General features: G+C 59.1%; 19 protein-coding genes. 8 read left to right on the top strand and 11 right to left on the bottom strand.

What is annotated here, in order from left to right; all coding sequences use genetic code 11:
• The first annotated feature begins 18 nt into the window (after positions 1-18).
• Positions 19-2289 (top strand): ATP-dependent Clp protease ATP-binding subunit ClpA, encoded by a 2271-nt coding sequence (gene clpA / locus RHM68_RS10110; RefSeq protein WP_322222489.1) that lies wholly within the window; start codon positions 19-21, stop codon positions 2287-2289.
• 153 nt (positions 2290-2442) lie between these two features.
• Here the strand turns inward: clpA and infA are convergent, their stop codons facing one another.
• The 4 genes from infA to trxB all read right to left on the bottom strand — a co-directional run bounded on the left by infA (position 2443) and on the right by trxB (position 5240).
• On the bottom strand, positions 2443-2661 hold the full coding sequence (infA, locus tag RHM68_RS10115; protein WP_002553999.1) for a translation initiation factor IF-1: 219 nt from the start codon (positions 2659-2661) through the stop codon (positions 2443-2445).
• 99 nt (positions 2662-2760) lie between these two features.
• Positions 2761-3480: an arginyltransferase gene (locus tag RHM68_RS10120; protein ID WP_322222491.1), complete on the bottom strand. Its 720-nt coding sequence runs from the start codon at positions 3478-3480 to the stop codon at positions 2761-2763.
• Between the two features lie 55 nt (positions 3481-3535).
• Complete coding sequence (gene aat / locus RHM68_RS10125) at positions 3536-4216, bottom strand: leucyl/phenylalanyl-tRNA--protein transferase (protein WP_322222493.1); 681 nt, start codon at positions 4214-4216, stop codon at positions 3536-3538.
• A gap of 64 nt (positions 4217-4280) precedes the next feature.
• Positions 4281-5240 carry a thioredoxin-disulfide reductase gene (gene trxB, locus RHM68_RS10130; protein WP_322222495.1) on the bottom strand — a complete coding sequence of 320 codons (960 nt, stop codon included), beginning with the start codon at positions 5238-5240 and terminating at the stop codon, positions 4281-4283.
• Positions 5241-5546: 306 nt separating this feature from the next.
• Here trxB and RHM68_RS10135 point away from each other — a divergent pair, with 306 nt between their 5' ends.
• The 6 genes from RHM68_RS10135 (at position 5547) to cysG (ending at position 13124) form a co-directional block, all read left to right on the top strand.
• A complete protein-coding gene (locus tag RHM68_RS10135) occupies positions 5547-7949 on the top strand; it encodes a DNA translocase FtsK (RefSeq protein WP_322222497.1) in 2403 nt (800 codons plus the stop codon).
• 67 nt (positions 7950-8016) lie between these two features.
• Positions 8017-8640, top strand: coding sequence for an outer membrane lipoprotein chaperone LolA (gene lolA, locus RHM68_RS10140; RefSeq protein ID WP_322222499.1), 624 nt, complete (start codon positions 8017-8019; stop codon positions 8638-8640).
• A 95-nt stretch (positions 8641-8735) separates the two neighbouring features.
• Entirely contained in the window at positions 8736-10058 is a 1323-nt protein-coding gene (locus tag RHM68_RS10145; protein ID WP_322222501.1) for a replication-associated recombination protein A, read from the top strand.
• Positions 10058-10432 carry a fluoride efflux transporter CrcB gene (gene crcB / locus RHM68_RS10150; protein ID WP_322222503.1) on the top strand — a complete coding sequence of 125 codons (375 nt, stop codon included), beginning with the start codon at positions 10058-10060 and terminating at the stop codon, positions 10430-10432. Before RHM68_RS10145 ends, crcB begins: the two co-directional genes overlap by 1 nt.
• A 16-nt stretch (positions 10433-10448) precedes the next feature.
• Positions 10449-11729: a serine--tRNA ligase gene (gene serS / locus RHM68_RS10155; protein WP_322222505.1), complete on the top strand. Its 1281-nt coding sequence runs from the start codon at positions 10449-10451 to the stop codon at positions 11727-11729.
• Positions 11730-13124: a siroheme synthase CysG gene (gene cysG / locus RHM68_RS10160; protein ID WP_322222507.1), complete on the top strand. Its 1395-nt coding sequence runs from the start codon at positions 11730-11732 to the stop codon at positions 13122-13124.
• Positions 13125-13211: 87 nt separating this feature from the next.
• Here cysG and RHM68_RS10165 read toward each other — a convergent pair whose 3' ends face one another.
• The 6 genes from RHM68_RS10165 to tusD all read right to left on the bottom strand — a co-directional run bounded on the left by RHM68_RS10165 (position 13212) and on the right by tusD (position 16689).
• Complete coding sequence (locus tag RHM68_RS10165; protein WP_322222510.1) at positions 13212-14219, bottom strand: glutathione S-transferase family protein; 1008 nt, start codon at positions 14217-14219, stop codon at positions 13212-13214.
• Positions 14220-14309: 90 nt separating this feature from the next.
• The gene (locus RHM68_RS10170; RefSeq protein WP_322222512.1) at positions 14310-15311 is read right to left on the bottom strand and encodes a glycosyl transferase family protein; all 1002 of its coding nucleotides are present in this window, start codon (positions 15309-15311) and stop codon (positions 14310-14312) included.
• Entirely contained in the window at positions 15308-15643 is a 336-nt protein-coding gene (locus RHM68_RS10175; protein ID WP_322222514.1) for a TusE/DsrC/DsvC family sulfur relay protein, read from the bottom strand. The genes RHM68_RS10170 and RHM68_RS10175 overlap by 4 nt, the downstream gene beginning before the upstream one ends.
• Positions 15640-15933, bottom strand: coding sequence for a sulfurtransferase complex subunit TusB (gene tusB, locus RHM68_RS10180; RefSeq protein ID WP_322222516.1), 294 nt, complete (start codon positions 15931-15933; stop codon positions 15640-15642). Before tusB ends, RHM68_RS10175 begins: the two co-directional genes overlap by 4 nt.
• Positions 15933-16295: a sulfurtransferase complex subunit TusC gene (gene tusC, locus RHM68_RS10185; RefSeq protein ID WP_322222518.1), complete on the bottom strand. Its 363-nt coding sequence runs from the start codon at positions 16293-16295 to the stop codon at positions 15933-15935. The genes tusB and tusC overlap by 1 nt, the downstream gene beginning before the upstream one ends.
• A gap of 1 nt (position 16296) precedes the next feature.
• Positions 16297-16689: a sulfurtransferase complex subunit TusD gene (gene tusD, locus RHM68_RS10190; RefSeq protein ID WP_322223753.1), complete on the bottom strand. Its 393-nt coding sequence runs from the start codon at positions 16687-16689 to the stop codon at positions 16297-16299.
• 234 nt (positions 16690-16923) lie between these two features.
• Between tusD and RHM68_RS10195 the strand changes: the two genes are divergently transcribed.
• On the top strand, positions 16924-17502 hold the full coding sequence (locus tag RHM68_RS10195; protein ID WP_322222520.1) for a DUF4337 domain-containing protein: 579 nt from the start codon (positions 16924-16926) through the stop codon (positions 17500-17502).
• A gap of 9 nt (positions 17503-17511) precedes the next feature.
• On the opposite strand, the gene RHM68_RS10200 is transcribed toward RHM68_RS10195, so the two are convergent.
• Positions 17512-18897, bottom strand: coding sequence for an MFS transporter (locus tag RHM68_RS10200; RefSeq protein ID WP_416195229.1), 1386 nt, complete (start codon positions 18895-18897; stop codon positions 17512-17514).
• Positions 18898-18927 lie beyond the last annotated feature (30 nt).

The following is an 18927-nucleotide window of genomic DNA, read 5'->3' on the forward strand; positions in this document are numbered from 1 at the left end:
TGGGTATGAGGTGAAGCTATGTTAAACCGCGAGCTCGAAGTCACCCTCAATCTAGCCTTCAAGGAGGCTCGTTCGAAGCGTCATGAATTCATGACCGTCGAGCATCTCCTGTTGGCATTACTGGATAATGAGGCCGCCGCCACTGTTTTGCGCGCTTGCGGCGCAAACCTCGACAAACTCAAACATGACCTGCAGGAGTTCATCGACTCCACGACGCCGTTGATCCCCGTCCATGACGAGGATCGCGAGACCCAGCCAACCTTGGGCTTTCAGCGTGTTCTGCAGCGTGCTGTCTTTCACGTACAGAGCTCGGGCAAGCGAGAAGTCACTGGTGCTAACGTGCTGGTTGCCATTTTCAGTGAGCAAGAGAGTCAGGCGGTGTTCCTGCTGAAGCAGCAGAGCGTTGCGCGCATTGATGTCGTCAACTACATCGCCCATGGTATTTCCAAAGTGCCGGGGCATGGCGATCACTCTGAAGGTGAACAAGATATGCAGGATGAAGAAGGTGGTGAGTCGTCTTCTTCAAGCAATCCTCTGGATGCTTACGCCAGCAACCTCAACGAGCTAGCGCGCCAGGGTCGAATCGACCCGCTGGTCGGCCGCGAGCTGGAAGTCGAGCGCGTTGCGCAGATCCTGGCGCGTCGTCGCAAAAACAATCCACTGTTGGTCGGCGAGGCGGGTGTGGGTAAAACCGCGATAGCCGAAGGCTTGGCCAAGCGCATTGTCGACAATCAGGTCCCGGACCTGTTGGCCAACAGCGTGGTCTATTCCCTTGATCTGGGGGCCTTGCTGGCTGGGACCAAATACCGTGGCGATTTCGAGAAGCGCTTCAAGGCGTTGCTCAATGAGCTGAAAAAACGTCCGCAGGCCATTCTGTTCATCGACGAGATTCACACCATCATTGGTGCGGGTGCCGCGTCCGGTGGCGTTATGGATGCCTCGAACCTGCTCAAGCCGCTGCTGTCTTCCGGCGATATCCGCTGCATCGGTTCGACTACGTTCCAGGAGTTTCGTGGGATCTTCGAGAAGGATCGTGCCTTGGCACGCCGTTTCCAGAAGGTCGATGTGTCCGAGCCTTCGGTCGAGGACACCATCAGCATCCTGCGTGGCCTGAAGGGGCGTTTCGAAGCGCACCACGGCATCGAGTACAGCGATGAAGCCCTGCGTGCGGCGGCCGAACTGGCCTCACGCTACATCAATGACCGTCATATGCCGGACAAGGCCATCGACGTTATCGATGAAGCGGGAGCTTACCAGCGCCTGCAACCGGTCGAGAAACGCGTGAAGCGCATCGAAGTGCCTCAGGTCGAGGATATCGTAGCGAAAATTGCGCGGATTCCGCCTAAGCACGTCAACACCTCCGACAGAGAGTTGCTGCGTAACCTTGAGCGTGACCTGAAGCTGACGGTGTTTGGTCAGGATGCTGCCATCGACTCATTGTCGACGGCGATCAAGCTGTCCCGCGCCGGCCTCAAGTCGCCTGACAAGCCTGTCGGTTCGTTCTTGTTCGCCGGGCCTACCGGTGTCGGTAAAACCGAAGCGGCGCGTCAGTTGGCCAAGGCATTGGGCATTGAGCTGGTTCGTTTCGACATGTCCGAGTACATGGAGCGTCACACCGTATCGCGTTTGATCGGTGCGCCTCCAGGCTACGTCGGGTTTGATCAGGGCGGTCTGCTGACTGAAGCCATTACCAAGCAGCCTCACTGCGTGTTGTTGCTCGATGAGATCGAGAAGGCGCATCCGGAAGTCTTCAACCTGCTGCTGCAGGTCATGGACCACGGCACGCTCACCGATAACAACGGGCGCAAGGCGGACTTCCGTAATGTGATCGTCATCATGACGACTAACGCCGGTGCCGAGACCGCAGCGCGTGCTTCGATCGGTTTCACCCATCAGGACCACTCGTCTGATGCGATGGAAGTGATCAAAAAGAGCTTCACGCCAGAGTTCCGTAACCGTCTGGACACCATTATCCAGTTTGGTCGCCTCAGTCATGAGGTCATCAAAAGCGTGGTGGACAAGTTCCTTACCGAGCTTCAGGCGCAGTTGGAAGACAAGCGCGTGCAGTTGGAAGTGACTGATGCTGCACGTAGCTGGCTGGCAGCGGGTGGCTACGACGCTGCGATGGGCGCTCGACCAATGGCGCGTTTGATCCAGGACAAGATCAAGCGTCCGCTGGCCGAAGAGATCCTCTTTGGCGAGTTGGCCGACCATGGTGGGGTGGTTCATATCGATCTCAAAGATGGCGAGTTGACCTTTGAGTTTGAGACCACGGCAGAAATGGCCTGACGTTAACCGCAACAAAGCAAAAGGCGCCGGAAGGCGCCTTTTTGCTGTGTGTCTATTCGCCGCGCCCTCGCGGTGATCGTTCCCACGCAGAGCGTGGGAACGATCCGCACACAAAAACGCCCGGCATAAACCGGGCGTTCTGTATTGACTTGATTAGCGAGCGCGGTAAGTGATGCGCCCTTTGCTCAAGTCATAGGGCGTCAGCTCGACGCGCACTTTGTCACCGGTAAGAATACGAATGTAGTTCTTGCGCATCTTGCCGGAAATATGCGCGGTTACGACGTGCCCATTTTCCAACTCCACACGAAACATGGTGTTGGGCAGGGTGTCGACGACAGTGCCTTCCATTTCGAAGCTGTCTTCTTTCGACATGCAGTAAAGCCCTCGGTATCCAATGAATGGCCCGGTGCAACTGCGCCAGGCAAAAGCGGCGTGCATTGTGCCCGAAAAATGGGGTTTAAGCCAAGGGGTTTAAGGCTGACACTCGTTCAGGATCACCCAGCGCTGATTAATCAGCAGTTCGATGGGGCGATATTGGGTCTTGTAGCTCATTTTTTTGCAGTTCTTGATCCAGTAGCCGAGGTAAAGCGCTTCAAGCCCCAGTCGTTGCGCTTCGGCAATCTGCCACAGGATTGCATAGCGCCCCAGGCTGCGACGCTCTTCTGCGGGCTCGTAGAAGGTGTAGACCGCCGACAGGCCATTGGGTAGCAAGTCGGTAACGGCCACGGCCAGCAGGCGGCCGCTGAGTCTGAACTCGTAGAAGCGGGAAAACGGCAGGTCACGCACCAGGAACGTCGAAAACTGATCGCGGCTCGGTGGGTACATGTCGCCGTCGGCGTGTCGTTGTTCGATGTAGCGCTTGTAAAGATCGAAGTATTCTTCGCTGAACTGCGGTTGCGCGGGGCTCACCTGCAAGTCGATGTTGCGCTTGAAAATTCGTTTTTGCTGGCGGTTGGGCAAAAATTGCGCCACAGGAATACGCGCCGGCACGCACGCATTGCAGTTTTGGCAATGCGGCCGGTAGAGATGATCGCCGCTACGACGAAAACCCATTTCCGACAGGTCTGCGTAAACATGCACATCCATGGGCTGACTAGGGTCGAGAAACAGCGTGGTGGCCTGCTCTTCGGGCAGATAACTGCAAGAGTGGGGTTGAGTGGCATAGAACTTTAAACGCGCCAACTCGGTCATGATCAACCCTCGGATAAGCTTTTGAATAAGTGTAAGCCACGCACGCGAAAGTCGCTCAGCAAACCCAAGTGGCGCGGCTGGGTTGGTCCAGGTGTCGCGACAGGTAGTCGGCAAACTCGCGGCGCGGGATCGAGCGCGCGCCCAGGCTGTGTAAGTGCTCGGTGGGCATCTGGCAGTCGATCAGCACAAACCCCGAGTCCTTCAGATGTTGCACCAGTGTGGCAAAGCCATATTTTGAGGCGTTGTCGGCGCGGCTGAACATCGACTCACCGAAAAATAGCTGACCCATCGCCAAGCCGTACAGTCCCCCCACCAGCACGCCTTGGTCCCAGACTTCCACTGAGTGGGCGAAGCCGCGCCGGTGCAGTTCGAGATACGCCGTTTGCATCGCTTCGGTGATCCATGTGCCGTCGGCGTAATCGCGTGGCGCGGCGCAGGCGCTGATGACGCTGGCGAAGTCCTGATCGAAGGTCACTTGATAGCGTTGTTGGCGCAGCAACTTGTTCAGGCTGCGGGATACGTGCAGTTCGTCGGGAAACAATACGGTGCGTGGGTCTGGCGACCACCAGAGAATGGGCTGACCTTCGGAAAACCATGGAAAGCAGCCGTGGCGATAGGCCTGGATCAAGCGATCAGCGGACAGATCGCCGCCCGCAGCCAGCAACCCGTTGGGGTCGCGCATGGCTCTTTCCAGCGGAGGGAAGGTCAGGGTGTTGCGTTGTAACCAAGTCAACATGGCGTTCAGGCTTGCAGAAGGGGAGGGCGATGGCAGGCGGGTGGGCGTGCCGCGGAAGTAAGGGTCAAGCAGTTGGAATCGCGTCGAGGTATTTCTCGGCGTCCAGTGCGGCCATGCAGCCGGCCCCGGCAGAGGTCACGGCCTGACGGTAAACGTGATCAGCCACGTCGCCGGCGGCAAACACGCCTGCAATTTCTGTGGCAGTGGCATTGCCTTCACTGCCGCCCTTGACCAACAGGTAACCGTCACGCATTTTCAGTTGGTTATGGAACAGATCGGTGTTGGGTTTGTGGCCGATGGCGATGAACACGCCGGTCAGCGCAAGATCACTGGTTTGTCCGGTATGGCTGTCCCGAAGACGAGCGCCGGTCACGCCGCTGGCATCCCCTAGTACCTCATCAAGATTCTGGTTCCAGTGCAGGCGGATATTGCCGTTAGCGGCTTTCTCGAACAACTTGTCCTGAAGGATTTTCTCCGAGCGTAACGTCTCTCGGCGGTGAATCAGGTGAACTTCCTTCGCGATATTGGACAGGTATAACGCTTCTTCAACAGCAGTGTTGCCGCCTCCGATAACCGCCACCACCTGATTGCGGTAGAAAAAACCGTCGCAGGTGGCGCAGGCCGAAACCCCTTTACCGGCAAAGGCCTCTTCCGAAGGCAAACCCAGGTACTGCGCCGAGGCGCCGGTGGCAATAATCAGCGCGTCGCAGGTGTAGGTGGCGTTGTCGCCGATGAGTTCAAACGGGCGTTGCTGCAACTTGGCCGTGTGGATGTGGTCGTAAACAATCTGTGTGTCAAAGCGCTCGGCGTGTTTTTGCATGCGGTCCATCAGCACCGGCCCGGTCAGGCCCTCCACATCGCCGGGCCAGTTATCGACTTCGACGGTGGTGGTCAACTGGCCGCCTGCCTGCAACCCTGTAATGACGACGGGTTTGAGGTTGGCACGGGCGGCGTAAACAGCTGCGCTGTAACCCGCTGGGCCGGAGCCTAGAATGATCAGGCGTGAATGCTTAGCTTCGCTCATAACAACACCTCATAAGCCTTTGTCACAAAAGAGAATGCATGCTCAAATTGGACCGCATTCGATACGCTGTTGGCTATGCTACACCCAAGGGCGGCGAGCATGGCATCGGGCGCACAAACCCGTACAATGCGTGCCGGTAGCAAAGCCGGCAGAAATAAAGCAGTGCGTGTCGTGTTTCGAAACACGCAGGTGCAGTGTTAAAAGTAGTCACAGTTGTAGCTGTTCACTTTTTTACCTGCCTGGATTGGGCAGTTTTTATAGTCATTCAACAGATGGACGCGCCACAGGCGCAGGAATAGTAGCGTTTTGAAGAAATCCACCGCAGCACCTAAAACCGTTGTTCCGCTCTGGCGTCAGCACTTGCACTACCGACTCAAGGAAGGTGCGCTGATCGCCATCGGCGCCTTGTGCCTGTTCCTGATGATGGCCTTGTTGACCTATGGCAAAGACGATCCGGGCTGGAGTCATAACAGCAAAATCGAAGGTGTGCAGAATTTCGGTGGTCCTGCGGGCTCCTACAGCGCCGATATCCTGTTCATGGTGCTCGGCTATTTCGCCTACATCTTCCCATTGTTGCTGGCGGTCAAGGCGTATCAGATCTTCCGTCAGCGCCACGAACAGTGGCAGTGGAGCGGTTGGCTGTTTTCCTGGCGCCTGATTGGCCTGGTGTTCCTGGTGCTGTCGGGTGCCGCGCTGGCGCACATCCATTTCCACGCCGCCACCGGTCTGCCGGCCGGTGCGGGTGGCGCGTTGGGCGAGAGCCTTGGCGACCTGGCCAGGAACGCACTGAACATTCAGGGCAGTACGCTGTTGTTCATCGCGCTCTTCCTGTTCGGCCTGACCGTGTTCACCGACCTGTCGTGGTTCAAGGTGATGGATGTCACCGGCAAGATTACCCTCGACCTGTTCGAGTTGTTCCAGGGCGCGGCCAATCGTTGGTGGGAGGCGCGCACTGAACGCAAGCAATTGGTTGCCCAGTTACGTGAAGTCGATGATCGTGTCCACGATGTCGTCGCACCGACGGTGACCGACAAACGCGAGCAGGCCAAGGTCAAGGAGCGCCTGATCGAGCGTGAGCAGGCGCTGAGCAAGCACATGTCCGAGCGCGAGAAACAGGTGCCACCGGTCATTGCTCCCGCCCCGGTGATGGCGCCCGAGCCAAGCAAGCGTGTGCAGAAAGAGAAGCAGGCGCCGCTGTTCGTCGACAGCGCCGTAGAAGGCACGTTGCCGCCGATTTCGATTCTTGATCCGGCAGAAAAGAAAAAGCTCAATTACTCGCCTGAGTCCCTGGCGGCGGTCGGCCACTTGCTGGAGATCAAACTCAAGGAATTCGGGGTTGAGGTCTCGGTGGATTCGATTCACCCAGGCCCGGTCATTACCCGTTACGAAATTCAGCCGGCAGCAGGGGTCAAGGTCAGTCGCATCTCCAACCTGGCCAAAGACCTGGCGCGGTCCTTGGCCGTGACTAGCGTGCGGGTCGTGGAAGTGATCCCGGGCAAGACGACGGTCGGTATCGAGATTCCCAACGAAGATCGGCAGATCGTGCGCTTTTCCGAAGTGTTGTCGACCCCCGAGTACGATAACTTCAAGTCCCCGGTCACATTGGCCCTGGGCCACGACATCGGCGGCAAACCGGTGATCACTGACCTGGCGAAAATGCCTCACCTGCTGGTGGCGGGTACGACCGGTTCCGGTAAGTCAGTTGGCGTGAACGCGATGATCCTGTCGATTCTGTTCAAGTCGGGTCCGGAAGACGCGAAGCTGATCATGATCGACCCGAAAATGCTTGAACTGTCGATTTACGAGGGCATTCCGCACCTGCTGTGTCCGGTGGTCACCGACATGAAAGATGCGGCCAACGCCCTGCGCTGGAGCGTTGCCGAGATGGAGCGCCGCTACAAGCTGATGGCGAAGATGGGGGTGCGTAACCTGTCGGGCTTCAACGCCAAGGTCAAGGAAGCTCAAGACGCGGGCACGCCGCTTACCGATCCACTGTACAAGCGCGAGAGCATTCACGATGAAGCGCCGCTGCTGACCAAGCTGCCGACCATCGTCGTGGTGGTGGATGAGTTTGCCGACATGATGATGATCGTCGGCAAAAAAGTTGAAGAGCTGATCGCGCGTATTGCGCAGAAGGCGCGTGCGGCCGGTATTCACTTGATCCTAGCCACTCAGCGGCCGTCGGTTGACGTGATTACGGGGCTGATCAAGGCCAACATTCCGACCCGTATGGCGTTCCAGGTCTCAAGCAAGATCGATTCGCGAACCATCATTGACCAAGGTGGCGCCGAGCAACTGCTGGGCCACGGTGACATGCTCTACATGCCACCCGGCACCAGTTTGCCGATTCGTGTACACGGCGCGTTCGTGTCCGATGAAGAGGTTCATCGGGTGGTTGAAGCCTGGAAGCTGCGCGGTGCCCCGGAATACAACGACGATATCCTGGCCGGCGTCGAAGAAGCCGGCAGCGGCTTCGAAAATAGCGGTGGTGGTGACGATGATGCCGAAACTGACGCGCTCTATGACGAAGCGGTGCAGTTCGTTCTGGAAAGCCGTCGTGCGTCCATCTCGGCGGTACAGCGCAAGCTGAAGATCGGCTATAACCGTGCAGCGCGCATGATCGAGTCCATGGAAATGGCCGGGGTTGTGACGTCCATGAACACCAACGGTTCCCGTGAAGTCCTGGCCCCCGGGCCAGTGCGCGATTGATCTGAATTGAAAAGGGGCAGCGCAATGACGTGCTGCCCGCTCCCCCTAAATGTTTAAGAGGACTCCCATGCGTCTTATCCGCATGCTGTTGCTGCCGGTATTGGCTTTGACCACGCTCTCGGCCCATGCCGATGACAAGGACGTGGCACGCTTGACCCAATTGCTGGAAAAATCCCAGACCCTGACTGCGCGCTTCTCGCAGTTGACCCTCGATGGTGGCGGCACCCAGTTACAGGAAACCGCCGGTGAAATGTCGTTGCAGCGTCCTGGCCTGTTCTACTGGCACACCGACGCGCCGGCCGAACAATTGATGGTCTCTGACGGCAAGAAAGTTTCGCTGTGGGACCCTGACCTGGAACAGGTCACCATCAAGACCCTCGACCAGCGTCTCACCCAGACCCCGGCACTGTTGCTGTCCGGTGACGTGTCCAAGATCAGCCAGAGTTTCGACATCAGTTCCAAGGAAGCGGGTGGCGTGATCGACTTCACCCTTAAGCCGAAAACCAAGGACACCCTGTTCGACAGCCTGCGCCTGTCGTTTCGCAATGGGCTGGTCAATGACATGCAACTGATCGACAGCGTCGGCCAGCGCACCAACATCCTGTTTACCGGCGTGAAGGCCAATGAACCGATCCCGGCGTCCAAGTTCAAGTTCGACATCCCTAAGGGTGCCGACGTGATCCAGGAATAAACCGCCATACCGGTGTGAGCGCACGTGCTCGCTCGCACAAGGGTTTCGCTTAACCGAATGGCATTGCCAGTAACCTGAGGTTTTAACGGTACGTGATGGACCTGTTTCGCAGTGCCCCGATTGCTCAGCCCTTGGCCGCCCGTTTGCGTGCGGCCAATCTGGACGAGTACGTCGGTCAGGAACACCTGCTCGCTCGCGGCAAGCCACTGCGCGAAGCGCTGGAGCAGGGCGCTCTGCATTCGATGATCTTCTGGGGACCGCCGGGGGTGGGCAAGACCACCCTGGCTCGGTTGCTGGCGGAAGTCTCGGATGCTCATTTCGAAACGGTGTCGGCGGTACTGGCCGGCGTGAAAGAAATTCGTCAGGCGGTGGAAGTCGCCAAGCAGCAGGCCGGGCAGTACGGTAAGCGCACCATCCTGTTCGTCGATGAAGTACATCGCTTCAACAAGTCGCAGCAGGATGCGTTCCTGCCCTACGTTGAAGACGGCACGCTGATTTTTATCGGTGCCACCACCGAAAATCCATCCTTCGAACTCAACAACGCGCTGCTGTCCAGGGCGCGGGTGTACGTGCTCAAAAGCCTTGATGAAGTAGCCCTGCGCAAGTTGGTGCAGCGGGCGCTGAGCGAAGAGCGTGGCCTGGGCAAGCGGCAACTGACCCTCAGCGATGAGGGCTTCCAGATGCTGCTGTCCGCCGCTGACGGTGATGGCCGGCGATTGCTCAACCTGCTGGAAAACGCCTCTGACCTGGCCGAAGACAACAGCGAGATCGGCGTCGATCTGCTGCAAAGCTTGCTGGGCGATACCCGGCGGCGGTTCGATAAGGGTGGCGAAGCGTTCTACGACCAGATTTCCGCGCTGCACAAATCAGTGCGTGGCTCCAACCCTGATGGCGCGCTGTATTGGTTCGCGCGAATGATCGACGGCGGTTGTGATCCGCTGTACCTGGCCCGGCGAGTGGTGCGCATGGCCAGTGAAGACATCGGTAACGCCGATCCCCGCGCCCTGAGCTTGTGCCTGGCGGCGTGGGACGTGCAGGAACGCCTTGGCAGTCCCGAGGGTGAATTGGCCGTGGCCCAGGCCATCACGTATCTGGCCTGCGCGCCGAAAAGCAACGCGGTGTACATGGGCTTCAAGGCTGCCATGCGCAGCGCCACCGAACATGGCTCGCTGGAAGTGCCGCTGCACTTGCGCAACGCGCCGACCAAGCTGATGAAACAACTGGGTTACGGTGATGAGTACCGTTATGCCCACGATGAGCCGGATGCTTATGCGGCGGGCGAAGACTACTTCCCGGAAGAACTCGACCCCCAGCCTTTCTATCAGCCGGTGCCTCGTGGCCTGGAGTTGAAGATCGGTGAAAAACTGAATCACCTTGCGCAACTTGACCGTCTAAGCCCCCGACAGCGGAGAAAATAGTGATTCGAACGATTCTTGCGGTGTCCGTGGCCGGTATCGCTGGTACATTACTGCGTTTCGCCACCAGCACTTGGGTCAGCGCTAATTGGCCGCGGTATTTTTACGCGGCGACGTTGGCGGTCAATCTGGTGGGCTGCCTGATTATCGGAGTGCTGTACGGGCTGTTTCTGACGCGCCCGGAAGTACCGATCGAAATTCGTGCCGGCCTGATCGTCGGCTTTGTGGGCGGTCTGACGACTTTTTCATCCTTTTCACTGGATACGCTGCGCTTGCTGGAAAGCGGGCAGGCACCGATAGCCTTCGGTTATCTGGCCATCAGCGTATTCGGCGGGCTGCTCGCCACCTGGGCTGGCCTGTCCTTGACCAAACTTTGATAAACGAGAGACCGACATGCTCGATTCCAAACTGTTACGTAGCAACCTTCAGGACGTAGCGGACCGCCTGGCATCCCGTGGCTTTGTCCTGGATGTTGCGCGCATCGAAGCGCTGGAAGAACAGCGCAAGACCGTCCAGACCCGCACCGAAGCACTGCAGGCTGAGCGTAATGCGCGTTCCAAATCCATCGGTCAGGCCAAGCAGCGTGGCGACGATATCGCGCCGCTGATGGCGGATGTCGAGCGCATGGCGAACGAATTGAGTGCCGGCAAAGTCGAGCTGGACGCGATCCAGACCGATCTGGATGCAATCCTGCTGGGCCTGCCGAACCTGCCGCACGAATCCGTGCCAATCGGCGCCGATGAAGAGGGCAACGTCGAAGTGCGCCGCTGGGGTACACCGACCGCGTTCGATTTTCCGGTTCAGGACCACGTAGCCCTGGGTGAGAAGTTTGGCTGGCTGGATTTCGAAACCGCCGCCAAATTGTCTGGTGCCCGTTTTGCGCTGTTGCGTGGGCCGATTGCACGCCTGCACCGTGCGCTGGCGCAGTTCATGATCAACCTGCACATCAACGAACACGGTTACGAAGAGGCCTACACCCCGTACTTGGTGCAGGCGCCTGCGTTGCAAGGCACCGGTCAGTTGCCGAAGTTCGAAGAAGACCTGTTCAAAATCTCGCGTGAAGGCGAAGCCGATCTGTACCTGATCCCCACTGCTGAAGTGTCGTTGACCAACATTGTCTCAGGCGAAATCCTCGACCCGAAACTGCTGCCGATCAAGTTCGTCGCCCACACGCCGTGCTTTCGCAGTGAAGCCGGCGCTTCGGGCCGTGATACCCGCGGCATGATCCGTCAACACCAGTTTGACAAGGTAGAGATGGTCCAGATCGTTGAGCCATCGACGTCGATGGACGCGTTGGAAGGTCTGACTGCCAACGCCGAAAAAGTGCTGCAACTGCTTGAGCTGCCGTACCGCACCCTGGCGCTATGCACCGGCGACATGGGCTTCAGCGCGGTCAAGACCTACGACCTGGAAGTGTGGATTCCGAGCCAGGACAAATACCGCGAAATTTCGTCGTGCTCCAACTGCGGCGATTTCCAGGCCCGTCGCATGCAAGCGCGTTTCCGTAACCCGGAAACCGGTAAGCCTGAACTGGTTCACACGCTGAACGGTTCGGGTCTGGCCGTTGGTCGTACCTTGGTCGCGGTGCTGGAGAATTACCAGCAAGCTGACGGTTCGATCCGTGTGCCGGATGTGTTGAAACCGTACATGGGTGGTCTTGAGGTTATCGGCTAAATGGACTATCTGCCGCTGTTTCATAACCTGCGCGGCAGTCGTGTGTTGGTCGTCGGCGGCGGGGAAATTGCCTTGCGCAAATCCCGCCTGCTGGCCGAAGCCGGTGCGCTGCTGCGGGTGGTCGCACCTGAAATTGAACCGCAACTGCGTGAACTGGTCATCGGCAGCGGTGGCGAGTGCGTGTTACGCGGTTACGTCGAGTCGGATCTAAACGATTGTGGGCTGATCATTGCGGCTACCGACGACGAGCCGTTGAACGCGCAAGTCTCCGCCGATGCCCATCGGCGTTGCGTGCCCGTCAACGTCGTCGATGCGCCAGCGCTGTGCAGTGTGATCTTCCCGGCAATTGTCGATCGTTCCCCACTGATCGTTGCGATCTCCAGCGGCGGCGATGCGCCGGTGCTGGCGCGGCTGATCCGAGCCAAAATTGAAACCTGGATTCCTTCCACCTACGGTCAACTGGCCGGGTTGGCGGCGCGTTTTCGCAGTCAGGTCAAAGGTCTGTTCCCGGATGTGCAGCAGCGTCGGGGGTTCTGGGAAGATGTTTTCCAGGGGCCGATTGCCGACCGGCAATTGGCCGGGCAGGGCGCTGAAGCCGAGCGCCTGCTGTTGGCGAAGATTGCTGGCGAACCGCCGAAAACCACCGGTGAAGTGTATTTGGTTGGCGCTGGGCCGGGTGATCCTGACCTGCTGACCTTTCGCGCTTTGCGGTTGATGCAGCAAGCTGACGTGGTGCTTTACGACCGTCTGGTCGCACCGGCCATTCTCGACTTGTGCCGTCGCGACGCCGAGCGAGTGTATGTCGGTAAGCGTCGTTCCGATCACGCGGTGCCGCAGGATCAGATCAACCAGCAGTTGGTGGATCTGGCCAAGGCGGGTAAGCGCGTGGTACGGCTAAAGGGCGGTGATCCGTTCATCTTCGGTCGCGGCGGCGAAGAGATCGAAGAACTGGCGGCCCACGGTATTCCGTTTCAAGTGGTGCCGGGGATTACAGCGGCCAGCGGTTGCGCGGCGTATGCCGGGATTCCACTGACCCACCGCGATTATGCGCAATCGGTGCGTTTCGTCACTGGGCACCTTAAGAACGGTTCCACCGATTTGCCGTGGGCCGATTTGGTTTCGCCAGCGCAAACCCTGGTGTTTTACATGGGGCTGGTGGGTTTGCCGATCATCTGCGAACAGTTGATCAAACATGGTCGCGCCGCAGATACCCCGGCAGCGTTGATCCAGCAGGGTACTACGGTCAATCAGCGGGTGTTTACCGGGACGTTGGCGGATCTGCCGCGATTGGTGGCAGAGCATGAAGTGCATGCGCCGACGCTGGTGATCGTTGGGGAAGTGGTGCAATTGCGCGAGAAACTGGCGTGGTTTGAAGGCGCTCAGACGCACGTCTAAAGGGAGCGAGTTGCGCCTGTCGCGATCAAACTCGCTCGCCGCGTCTTGGTTGATCATTCCCAAGCTCTGCGTGGGAATGATCGTCTGTCAGGCGTTGCTCTTGCGCCAAACCCCTTTTCCACTCAAGCGGGCTCGATCATGCGCTGCGCTAAAATCTTGCGCCGGCCCCTTGGGTACAACCCCGGTCGGGTTGATGGTTTTGTGGCTGGCGTAGTAGTGCTTCTTAATGTGCTCAAAATTCACCGTTTCGCCAATCCCCGGCCACTGGTATAGCTCCCGCAGCCAGTTCGACAGATTCGGATAGTCGGCAATTCGGCGCAGGTTGCACTTGAAGTGACCGTAATACACCGCGTCAAAGCGAATCAACGTGGTGAACAGCCGAAGGTCCGCCTCGGTCAGGTATTGGCCCGTCAGGTAACGGTTTTCGCCCAATAGCCGCTCCAGCCGATCCAGCTCGGTAAACACCTCATCGAATGCCTCTTCATAGGCTTTCTGCGACGTTGCAAATCCTGCGCGGTACACGCCGTTGTTCACTGCCGGATAAATCCGCTCGTTCAGCGCATCGATCCCTGCGCGCAGTGGTGCCGGATAGAAGTCCAGGTCGTTATCGGTCAACGCGTCGAACGCGCTATTGAACATGCGGATGATCTCCGCTGATTCATTGTTGACGATACGTTTTTGCTGTTTATCCCAGAGTACGGGGACGGTGACGCGGCCGGTGTAGTCGGCGGCATCGGCCGTGTAGCGCTGGTGCATGAAGTCGAAGTGATCGAGCGTGTCACCGGAGGAGCCGAGGTGCCGGTCGAAGGTCCAGCCGTTTTCAAGCATCAGCCAGCTCACCACCGACACGTCGATCAGGCTGTCGAGGCCTTTGAGTTTGCGCAGAATCAGCGTGCGGTGGGCCCATGGACAGGCCAGTGACACATAGAGATGATAACGACCGCCCTCTGCGGCAAAACCACCGACTCCGGTCGGGCCCGGTTGACCGTCGGCGGTCAGCCAGTGGCGCCGTTGCGCCTGTTCGCGCTGAAACGCGCCGTCTTGGCTGCTTTCATACCACTGGTCGTGCCAGCGGCCCTCAACAAGTAAACCCATGTTCAAGACTCCTCAACTTGTCAGCGTTGGAGCGGAGTCTATTCGGATAGGTTCGAACAAAAAGCGCAAAGGTTCGGCAGTTATGATCGGTTAAATCGATTTGTCCCGTGCATCCCAGTAGTGTCCGGCGGTTTCGAAGGCTTGCTCGCGCGTCTGGCCGAGGCCGCGCAAGGCCAGGGCCATGGTCGATATCAGGGCCATTTGTGGGTAGCTATCGACCACGTCGCCGCGCCACACCGCTTTTAAGTGCTCAGGATCGAGGCTGGCCGGTTTGACGTGGCGTTGCGCCGACAGCTGTGGCCATTCTTCGTCCCAGCTTTCGCCGCCGTGGGTGCCGTACAGGTGGCTGTCGGCATCCGGGTTGATCTCGATTTCGCCGCCATCGCCCTTGACCACAATCGCCGTGTCACCGAGCAAGCCGCTGGCATCGCGATGCACGGCCTGGTAGCCGGGGTGGAAAATACTTTGCAGGCCGCAACGGGCGCCCAATGGATTGAGAATCCGTGTCAGGGAATGGATGGGCGAACGCAGGCCCAACGTGTTGCGCAGATCGATCATGCGTTGTAATTGTGGCGCCCAGTCCACCAGCGGCATGAATGCCAGACCGCCGTTGTCCAGTGCTTCACCGACCTGTTGCCAGTGGCGGCACAACGGAATGTTCAACTCGTCCAGCAGTTGCTCGCTGTACAGCCGCCCCGCGGTGTGTGCGCCGCCGCCGTGCATGAAAATCCGCACGCCGTTCTGGGCCAGGCATTTGGCCGCCAGCAGATACCACGGTAGGTGACGTTTTTTGCCGGCATAGGTCGGCCAGTCCAGATCGACACTGAACGCTGGCGCCTTTAACCGCTCACGCAACGCTTCGGTGAAGCCAGCCATCTCCTCTGCGCTTTCTTCTTTATGTCGCAAGAGCATCAAAAATGCGCCGAGCTGAGTGTCCTCGACTTTGTCGTCAAGCACCAAGCCCATGGCATGCCGGGCTTCTTCACGCGTCAGGTCGCGCGCGCCGCGTTTGCCTTTGCCGAGAATGCGCACGAACTGGGCGAACGGGTGTTCAGCGGGGGTTTGGAGGGTCAGTGCCGGATAGTCGGTCATAAACAATTCGTCGGTTTGGGCAGGCCCGCCAGTTTTGCGGCGAGTTTGGCAGGGGTGCCTTTGAACAGTTGGTTGAGGTGCAGGCTGTTGCCTTTGTCCGGGCCAAGTTTCAACGCGGTGTACTTGATCAGCGGACGGGTCGCCGGTGACAGCTGAAATTCGGCATAAAAGTGGCGCAGCAGTTCGAGAATTTCCCAGTGCTCGGGGCTCAACTCGATGCCATCGGCCGCCGCCAGGGCGCTGGCCACTTCAGAGGACCAGTCGCTCAGTTCGACCAGGAAACCGTCCTTATCCAACTCGATGGCGCGGGTGCCGACCGTCAGGTAATTCATAACCAACTGTTGACCTTGTCGTAGTCAATCGACAACGCGACGAAGGCCGGGTAGTCGATGGCGTTGGCCCAATCCGGAACGCTAAGTGCGCGAGCCTGAGCATCTTCCGCCAGCACTAACAGCGTCAGCCGGCGCGCGTTTAACAGGTTGAAAGGCGCGGTGCCCGGTTGCAAGGCATAGGCGGCGTCGCCACTCAGCAGGAGGGCGTCTTCGGCGCCGATCACACGCAAACAACTGCTCAGGCGGTCGTCACCGAACGGGGAATGAGACAACACATGCAAAGTCGACATCAGAGGGTGATCACCTGGTCGTAGCGGTCGATAAGGGCGGTGACGTCTTGGGCGGTCAATACGCGGGCTTCTTGCAGCGACAACGACGAGGGGGCCAGTCCACGTTCGGCGGCGCTGTCGGCGCAGACAAACAGCTCCTCGACACCGAACATCGGCAAGGCTTGCAAGTTAGCGCTCAGGTCTTTTTGTTGCAGGGTCTTGGCGTTCTGTTGCGCGACGAGCTGGAACACCCCGTCATCGAGAAACAGCAGCGCAAGCGGCAGGTCGAAGGCGCCGCCGGCCAGTACGATGTCCAACGCTTCCCGGGCGCTTGGCCCGGACCACGGTGCCTGACGGCTGATAATGAGCAAGGATTTGGCCATTTCAGGCACCTCCGAAACAGATCAGGCGGTCGGCGTCTTGCACCGCATCGTGCAACTGGCCCAGGCCAGACAGTTCCCACGGTGTGCCGACGGCCACCGCGTCGCGCTGATAACGCCGGGCTTCGTCTTCGTTCAACACCCCGCGGCGCAGGGCCGCAGCGATGCACACTACGCCGTCCAGTTGATGCTCGGTAACGAAGGTTCGCCATTGCTTGGCCACGTCCAGTTCATCCTGCGGCGTGACGAGGCTGCCGGACGCGTTGTAAACGCCGTCCTGATAAAAAAACAGCCGGACAATTTCATGTCCCCCAGCCAGTGCCGCTTGGGCGAACAGCAGGGCGCGGCGCGAGGAGGGCGCATGGGCGGCGGAAAACAGCGCGATGGCGAACTTCATGGCGGACTCGATCAGCAAAACTGCGGCCATGATAAAGCTTTATCGACGGGGCGGCGAAAGGCGTTTACCTGAAAACCGTCTATCCGCCATCGCCAGTGGGCTCGCCGTACAACGCCGTCAGTCGGCAAGGCTGGGAAATCTGCTTTCTGACAGGATTTTCATCCAGCCGATAGCGTCATTGTCACGGGCTGCCATTACACTCCAGCCCTCTTTCATTCCCAAAGATCAACGGCCATGTCTGAAGCGTTCGAAGTCCCAAGCCCGCATGAACAACATGTTGAACACGCCACAAAGAGCGCCCATGCCCACGGCGACAATTTTGCCAGCAAAATTGCAGTGATGACGGCGATCATGGCGACCGTGGGGGCGTTGCTCAGCTACCAGGCGGGTTCGACGGAGAGCGAGGCGGCGATGGACAAGAACAACGCCGCTATCCAGAAAACCGAAGCCTCCAACCAGTGGAATTACTACCAGGCCAAATCCAGCCGGCAAAATCTGTCTGAGCTGGCGTCCCATATTCCGGGCGTAGATTCTGCGCATTACGTTGCCGAAGCGCTGCGCTACAAAAACGAAAAGGAAGTGGTGCGCCAGAAAGCTGAAGCGCTTGAGGAAAAGGTGCGTGAGTGGGATGAAAAATCAGAGTTGGCGATGCATCAGCATCATCGCTGGGCCCAGGCAATGACGGCCATCCAGATTGCTATTTCACTGGCCGCGATCACCTTGTTGACGCGCAAGGAGTGGCTGAAGAAACTCGCCTATACCGCCGGGGGCGCCAGTGTCGTGCTGGGAACGTTGGCCTGGCTGCACATCTAAGCCTGAGGTTCAGTCCACCGGCTTGCGCGCCACCAAGCGCAACCCGCTCGCAATACTGCCCACGGCGGCGAACCCGGCGCCGATGCTCAGCGCCAACACGGGGCCATGGCTGCCCGACAGGCCAAAACTCAACGCCACCAGGGCCGCACCGGTGGCCTGGCCGATCAGCCGTGCCATGGCGATGGTGCCGCTGGCACCGCTGGCGCGGGCGCGGGGGGCGCTGGTCATCAGGGCCTTTTGGTTCGGCGCCTGAAAGAAACCGAAGCCGATGCCACAGATGACCATGCGGATCACGATCTCCAGCGCACTCGGGTCGTTGGGCAGCAGCGCGAGGGACACCATGCCCACACTGAGCACGGCCAAACCGATTCCGCCCAGCAGGCCGGGTGGATAGCTGTCCGACAGGCGTCCAGCGACCGGCGCGATGGCAGCCACGACCACAGACCAGGGCGTCATCAGAAAACCGGTCTGGATCGGGTCACGTCCCAGCGTCGTCTCAAAGAAAAACGGCAGCGAGACAAACGCCAGCCCTTGGGTGGCGAATGAGCAGAACGCGGTCAGTGCCGACAGTGCGAACATCGGGCGCTTGAGCAGGTCAATCGGAAACATTGGCGCTGGATGCCCAGCCTCGCGGCGCACCATCAGCGTACCAGCGATCAGAAATACCGCCAGCGCGATCAACACGCTGTTCATCGATCCCAACTGGGCTGCCTGGCCCAGGAAAAAAATCAACGCTGCGAACGTGAGGACATTCAGCAGCGCAGTCAGTTTGTCGAAGACCATCGCCTGAGGTTTGCCCACGGGCAGGGAACTCCAGGCAAAGGCCAGGGCAAACAGGCCGAGTGGCAAGTTGATTGCGAAGAGCCAAGGCCAACTGGCGACCGACAGTACCAGCGAGGCAATGGTGGGGCCGGCGGCGAAACACGTGCCCACCACCAGCGCGTTCAAGCCCAGGCCTCGGCCGAGGCGTTCAGGGGGAAAGATCAGGCCGATGAGCGCGGCATTGACGCTCATGATGGCGCTGGCGCCGAAGCCTTGCAGAACGCGTGCGATGGTCAGGGTCGGCAACGACCAGGCGAACGTACACAAGGCCGATGACACCAGGAACATGATGATGCCGCCCAGGAATACCTTGCGCTGTCCGACGATGCCACCCAGCGTCGCAAATGGCAGCAACGTCGCCACCGCGGCCAGTTGATAGGCGTTGATGATCCACACCGACGCGGCGGGAGACGCATTCAGATCCGCGGCAATGGTGGGCAGTGCGGTGTTGGCGATGGCGGTATCGAGGATCGCCAGGGCAATCGACACCAGAATCGCCAGCAGGCCACGTAATTCGCGAGGCGTGAGTTTGCTTGATGCGGGGAGAGACGGCTGGACGGCTGGCTGAGTCATTGAACGACAGGGCTCCGGAAAACGCTGCAA

The sequence above is a fragment of the Pseudomonas sp. DC1.2 genome (assembly GCF_034351645.1).
Lineage (GTDB): Bacteria > Pseudomonadota > Gammaproteobacteria > Pseudomonadales > Pseudomonadaceae > Aquipseudomonas.

What these genes read in the sequence shown, in the direction of transcription:
- clpA (WP_322222489.1), top strand. Translation starts at nt 19, where the DNA reads ATGTTAAACCGCGAGCTCGAAGTCACCCTCAATCTAGCCTTCAAGGAG.
- infA (WP_002553999.1), bottom strand. Translation starts at nt 2,661, where the DNA reads ATGTCGAAAGAAGACAGCTTCGAAATGGAAGGCACTGTCGTCGACACC.
- RHM68_RS10120 (WP_322222491.1), bottom strand. Translation starts at nt 3,480, where the DNA reads ATGACCGAGTTGGCGCGTTTAAAGTTCTATGCCACTCAACCCCACTCT.
- aat (WP_322222493.1), bottom strand. Translation starts at nt 4,216, where the DNA reads ATGTTGACTTGGTTACAACGCAACACCCTGACCTTCCCTCCGCTGGAA.
- trxB (WP_322222495.1), bottom strand. Translation starts at nt 5,240, where the DNA reads ATGAGCGAAGCTAAGCATTCACGCCTGATCATTCTAGGCTCCGGCCCA.
- lolA (WP_322222499.1), top strand. Translation starts at nt 8,017, where the DNA reads ATGCGTCTTATCCGCATGCTGTTGCTGCCGGTATTGGCTTTGACCACG.
- RHM68_RS10145 (WP_322222501.1), top strand. Translation starts at nt 8,736, where the DNA reads ATGGACCTGTTTCGCAGTGCCCCGATTGCTCAGCCCTTGGCCGCCCGT.
- serS (WP_322222505.1), top strand. Translation starts at nt 10,449, where the DNA reads ATGCTCGATTCCAAACTGTTACGTAGCAACCTTCAGGACGTAGCGGAC.
- cysG (WP_322222507.1), top strand. Translation starts at nt 11,730, where the DNA reads ATGGACTATCTGCCGCTGTTTCATAACCTGCGCGGCAGTCGTGTGTTG.
- RHM68_RS10165 (WP_322222510.1), bottom strand. Translation starts at nt 14,219, where the DNA reads ATGGGTTTACTTGTTGAGGGCCGCTGGCACGACCAGTGGTATGAAAGC.
- RHM68_RS10170 (WP_322222512.1), bottom strand. Translation starts at nt 15,311, where the DNA reads ATGACCGACTATCCGGCACTGACCCTCCAAACCCCCGCTGAACACCCG.
- RHM68_RS10175 (WP_322222514.1), bottom strand. Translation starts at nt 15,643, where the DNA reads ATGAATTACCTGACGGTCGGCACCCGCGCCATCGAGTTGGATAAGGAC.
- tusB (WP_322222516.1), bottom strand. Translation starts at nt 15,933, where the DNA reads ATGTCGACTTTGCATGTGTTGTCTCATTCCCCGTTCGGTGACGACCGC.
- tusC (WP_322222518.1), bottom strand. Translation starts at nt 16,295, where the DNA reads ATGGCCAAATCCTTGCTCATTATCAGCCGTCAGGCACCGTGGTCCGGG.
- tusD (WP_322223753.1), bottom strand. Translation starts at nt 16,689, where the DNA reads ATGAAGTTCGCCATCGCGCTGTTTTCCGCCGCCCATGCGCCCTCCTCG.
- RHM68_RS10195 (WP_322222520.1), top strand. Translation starts at nt 16,924, where the DNA reads ATGTCTGAAGCGTTCGAAGTCCCAAGCCCGCATGAACAACATGTTGAA.
- RHM68_RS10200 (WP_416195229.1), bottom strand. Translation starts at nt 18,897, where the DNA reads ATGACTCAGCCAGCCGTCCAGCCGTCTCTCCCCGCATCAAGCAAACTC.